This is a genomic window from Dietzia sp. CW19 (assembly GCF_014145265.1).
Lineage (GTDB): Bacteria > Actinomycetota > Actinomycetes > Mycobacteriales > Mycobacteriaceae > Dietzia > Dietzia natronolimnaea.
Genome location: NZ_JAALEE010000503.1, coordinates 881 through 5,631, shown reverse-complemented (window position 1 = coordinate 5,631; position 4,751 = coordinate 881). Strand labels below are relative to the sequence as shown.

At 71.6% G+C, this 4,751-nt stretch carries 4 protein-coding genes and 1 pseudogene; 3 read left to right on the top strand and 2 right to left on the bottom strand.

Annotated features, from left to right (window positions below; all coding sequences use genetic code 11):
• On the top strand, nt 1-882 hold an 882-nt coding region (gene purD, locus G6021_RS14345; RefSeq protein WP_182617493.1), incomplete at its 5' end, for a phosphoribosylamine--glycine ligase.
• Between the two features lie 84 nt (nt 883-966).
• Here the strand turns inward: purD and idi are convergent.
• Nucleotides 967-1,521, bottom strand: a complete 555-nt coding sequence (gene idi, locus G6021_RS14340; RefSeq protein ID WP_017835303.1) for an isopentenyl-diphosphate Delta-isomerase — start codon at nt 1,519-1,521, stop codon at nt 967-969.
• A gap of 44 nt (nt 1,522-1,565) precedes the next feature.
• Nucleotides 1,566-2,705 (bottom strand): acyl-CoA dehydrogenase family protein, encoded by a 1,140-nt coding sequence (locus tag G6021_RS14335; RefSeq protein WP_107748804.1) that lies wholly within the window; start codon nt 2,703-2,705, stop codon nt 1,566-1,568.
• A 142-nt stretch (nt 2,706-2,847) separates the two neighbouring features.
• On the opposite strand from G6021_RS14335, the gene G6021_RS14330 reads away from it, so the two are divergent.
• Both G6021_RS14330 and G6021_RS17535 read left to right on the top strand, forming a co-directional pair.
• On the top strand, nt 2,848-4,491 hold the full coding sequence (locus G6021_RS14330; protein WP_107748805.1) for an AMP-binding protein: 1,644 nt from the start codon (nt 2,848-2,850) through the stop codon (nt 4,489-4,491).
• Nucleotides 4,492-4,566: 75 nt separating this feature from the next.
• Nucleotides 4,567-4,751 (top strand): annotated as a pseudogene (locus G6021_RS17535) (endo-1,5-alpha-L-arabinanase); the annotation flags it as partial.

Genomic DNA, 4,751 nt, shown 5'->3' with positions numbered 1-4,751 from the left:
GCCGACCTGGACGAGGCGCTCGACCGGTTCGGCCCCACCTGGGTGGTCAAGGACGACGGCCTCGCGGCCGGCAAGGGGGTCGTGGTCACGCCCGACCGCGCCGCCGCGCACGCCCACGCGCTCGCCTGCCTGGACGACGGGCACCCGGTTCTGCTCGAGTCCTTCCTCGACGGCCCCGAGGTGTCGCTGTTCTGTCTCGTGGACGGCGAGACGGTGGTCCCGCTCCTCCCCGCTCAGGATCACAAGCGTGTCGGGGAGGGGGACCGCGGACCCAACACCGGCGGGATGGGTGCCTACACCCCCCTGCCGTGGCTGCCGCAGGGGATGGTCGACCGGATCGTCTCCGAGGTGTGTGAGCCGGTCGCCCGCGAGATGGTCGCACGGGGATGCGGCTTCTCCGGTCTCCTGTACGCGGGTCTGGCGATCACCACGTCTGGCCCCGAGGTCGTGGAGTTCAACTGCCGTTTCGGTGATCCCGAGACGCAGGCGGTCCTGGCGCTACTGGAGTCGCCCCTGGGGCAGGCCCTCCACGCGGTGGCCACCGGCCGTCTCGCCGAGCTGCCTCCGCTGGTGTGGCGCGACGGCGCCGCCGTGACCGTCGTGCTGGCCGCGGAGAACTACCCGTCCTCGCCACGCCGGGGGGACGTGATCGAGGGCGCCGAGCAGCCGGGGGTCTTCCACGCCGGGACGGCCCGGGACGAGAACGGGCGACTGGTCTCGGCCGGGGGGCGGGTCCTGTCGGTCGTCGGGACCGGTCCCGACCTCGCCGCCGCGCGCGCGGAGGCCTACCGGATCCTCGACGGGGTCGAGCTGGGCGGCGGTCACTTCCGTCGCGACATCGGCCTGGCGGCCGAGGAGGGACACATCAGCATCCCGGGCTAACGGCGTCAGCCCGCCGGGCTGACGGCCGATCCGCCGTCCTCAACGCGCCTGTCCTCACCGAGCCCGTCCTCACCGAGCCCGTCCTCAACGAGCGTAGAGGGCCATGCGCGGCGCCTGCGCGACCAGCCAGGGGCTGAACGCGAACGGCGTCGCGTCGATGGCCTTGCGCACGTCCTCGGGCCGGGCCCAGTGGTGGGCACACACCTCGTCCGCCCGCGGGGCTAGGTCGGCGCGGATGCGGGCGGTGAACACCGGGCAGATCTCGTTCTCCACGATCCCGGAGTCGTCCACCGCCCGGTACCGGAAGTCCGGCAACGCCGGCTCGATCCCGTCCACGCGCGTCCCGAGTTCCTGTTCCGCCCGTCGCACTATCGCCTCGGCGGGGTCCTCGCCCGGTGCGGGGTGACCACAGAACGAGTTGGTCCACACGCCCGGCCAGGCGCGCTTGTGCAGCGCGCGACGGGTGAGCAGGACGCGGCCCTCCTCGTCGACCACGTGGCACGAGAACGCCAGGTGCAGCGGGGTGTCGGTGGTGTGGACGGTGGCCTTGTCCGCGGTGCCGACGGGCTGGCCGTCCTCCGAGAGGAGGACCACGTACTCGGTGCCCGCGGGAGCGGAGGCGTCGGGGAGGGAGGACATGCCGCCAACCTTAGGCGCTCCGGGCCGGACGGGCCGCCGGGGACTCAGACGGCGAGGTCGCGGGCGATCACCAGTCGCTGGATCTGGTTGGTGCCCTCGAAGATCTGGGTGATCTTGGCCTCGCGCATGTACCGCTCCACGGGGAACTCCCGGGTGTAGCCGACGCCGCCGAGCACCTGGACCGCGTCCGTCGTGACCTTCATCGCCGCGTCCGTGGCGGTGAGCTTGGCGATCGAGGCCTGGCGGGAGTAGGGACGGCCGGCGTCCTTGCGTCGGGCGGCGTCGAGGTACGTGGCGCGGGCGGAGGTCACGGCCGCGGCCATGTCCGCCAGCAGGAAGCCCAGGCCCTGGTGGCCGATGATGGTCTTGCCGAACGCCTCGCGCTCATTGGCGTAGGCGACCGCGTCGTCGAGTGCCCGCTGCGCGATGCCGGTGGCCACCGCGGCGATCCCGAGCCGGCCCGAGTCCAGGGCGGAGAACGCGATGCGCAGTCCGTCGCCCTCGGCGCCCAGGAGACGGGCGGCGTCGACCCGGGCGCCCTCGTAGGCGGCGGTGGTGGTGGGGACGCCGTTCAGGCCCATCTTGTCCTCGGGCTTCCCGAACGTCAGGTTCTCGGTGTCGCGGGGGACCAGGAGACACGAGATGCCGCGGGACCCCTCGCCGGTGCGGACGAAGGTGTTGTACACGTCCGCGATCCCACCGTGCGTGATCCAGGACTTGGTGCCGGTGACCACGAACTCGTCACCCTCGCGCTCGGCGCGGCACCGCAGCGCCGCCGCGTCCGACCCGGCCTGTGGCTCCGAGAGCGAATACGCGCCGATCTGCTCGCCGGCGAGCATCCCGGGCAGCCACTCGGCCTTCTGCTCGTCGGAGCCGGCGGTGGCAAGGGGGAAGCAGGACAGACCGTGCACGCTCGTCGCGACGGCGACAGCCGCCCACCGGGCACCGAGCTCCTCGAGCACCTGCAGGTACACCTCGTACGGCTGGTCGCCGCCGCCGAACTCCTCCGGATAGGGCAGCCCCAGCAGGCCCACCTCGCCGAGTTGCGCGAAGAGCCCCTCGGGATAGGTGTGGTTCCGCTCGTGCTCGGCCGCGATCGGCTCGAGCAGCTTGTCCGCGACCGAGCGGGTCATGTCGAGGAGTTCGTACGCCTCGTCGCTGGGGAGCAGTCGGTCGACGGCCATGGGAGTCCTTCCGGGTACGTGCGGGAATCGTCGGGTGGTCCCATTAGAGTGCACGGCTCCGGAGCAGTCGTACCAGCCCCGAAAGCGGGGGTGCCCGTCGGTGGGTGGTGTGCGGCGGGCCTCTGCAGCAGTATCTGCAGACATGTCTGCAGATACGACCGAGACCACGCCGCCCACCGGCACGCCCCTGTCCCCGGACGAGCTCCTGGCGATCTACGACGTCCCCGGTGCGAGTGCGGCGGAGTTCCTGTGCGACCGCCACGACCCTGACGCCGTGGCCTTCACCGTGATCGACGCCGACCTGTCCGGTCGCGACATCACCTACGGCGAGCTGAAGGTCGGGAGCGAGAAGGTGGCCGCCGCCCTGGCGGCCCTCGGTGTGGGCGAGGGGGACCGGGTCGCCACGCTCATGGCCAAGTCCGCGGACCTGGTGTTCACGCTCATGGGGATCTGGCGCCTGGGCGCGGTGCACATGCCGCTGTTCACCGCGTTCGCCTGGCCCGCCATCGAGATGCGGATCACCGGCGGCGACGCCCGGGTGATCGTGTCCGACGCCGACCAGCGGGGGAAGCTCGAGAGCACGTCCGTCCCGGTGGTCGTGGCCGGGCTGGCGGACTGCCCCGGTGCCCGGGAGGGAGACCTCGATCTCGACACGATCGTCGGCGACCAGGAGCCCGGTCGCGGCGCCGCGGTCACCGGCCCGGACGCCGGGATGGTGATGCTCTTCACCTCGGGCACCACCGGCACCCCCAAGGGGGTCGTCGTCCCCGTCCGCGCGCTCGCCGCGTTCCACCAGTACATCGAGACCGGTCTGGACGTGCGCGCCGACGACGTGTTCTGGAACGGTGCCGATCCGGGCTGGGCGTACGGCCTCTACTACGGCATCCTCGGTCCGCTGGCGGTGGGCCGCCGCAGCCTGCTCCTCCACGCCCGATACACCCCGGAGTTGGCGTTCGCCGTCCTGCAGTACTACGGGGTCACCAACTTCGCGGCGGCGCCGACGGTCTACCGGACGATGCGCGCCAAGCGCGACATCGCGCCGGACGTGAGGCTCCGCCGGGCCTCCGCCGCCGGTGAGCCGCTCACCCCGGAGGTGATCGAGTGGTCGATCGAGCAGTTCGGTGTCGAGGTCCGGGACCAGTACGGCCAGACCGAGCACGGGATGTTCATCATCAACCCCTGGCACGACTCGCTGCGCGAGGACGTCCGTCCCGGGTCCATGGGAGTGCCGCTTCCCGGGTGGGGGTGCACCGTGCTCGCGGCCGACTCCGACGAAACCGCGCCGGTGGGGGAGCTCGGCCGCGTCGCGATCGACGTCCCCGCCAGCCCGCTCATGTGGTTCACGGGGTACCACGACGCGCCCGAGAAGACGGCCGAGCGGTTCAGCGCGGACGGCCGCTGGTACTACACGGGCGACGCGGCCAAGCTCGACGCCGACGGTCATTTCTACTTCTCCAGCCGCGACGACGACGTGATCATCATGTCCGGCTACCGGATCGGCCCGTTCGACGTGGAGTCCGTCCTGGCCAAGCACCCGGACGTGCTGGAGTCGGCGATCATCGGCGTCCCCGACGAACTGGCCGGTGAGGTACTCGAGGCGTACGTCGTGCTGCGCGAGGGTGTCGAGGGTGACGACGACAAGGCGGAGGAACTGCAGAAGTGGGTCAAGACGGAGTTCGCGGCCCACGCGTTCCCCCGGAAGGTCCACTTCGCCCGTGAGCTGCCCAAGACGCCGTCGGGCAAGATCCAGCGGTTCCTGCTGCGCAAGGAGCGCGGGGCGAGATAGAGAGCGCGGAGCGGGGCTCCAACCGGGAGTTACGTACGGTCACATAAAGACGGTTCATGGGTCTATGCTCGGCCGATGAAAATCTCGCGAGGAGCGCGCGCCCTCGGCGCCGCCGCGCTGGCCGTCGTCGTCCCCCTCGTGTCCGCCACCGCGGCGGTGCCCGCGGCCGCGAACCCGGTGATCTCCTCCATCGCCCCGGACCCGTCGGTCCAGAGGGGAGCGGACGGCGCCTTCCACGTCTACGCGTCCTCGGACGACTG

Bases quoted from the DNA above. Each gene is read 5' to 3' on its own strand.
- G6021_RS14330 (WP_107748805.1), top strand. From the start codon at position 2,848: ATGTCTGCAGATACGACCGAGACCACGCCGCCCACCGGCACGCCCCTG.
- G6021_RS14335 (WP_107748804.1), bottom strand. From the start codon at position 2,705: ATGGCCGTCGACCGACTGCTCCCCAGCGACGAGGCGTACGAACTCCTC.
- idi (WP_017835303.1), bottom strand. From the start codon at position 1,521: ATGTCCTCCCTCCCCGACGCCTCCGCTCCCGCGGGCACCGAGTACGTG.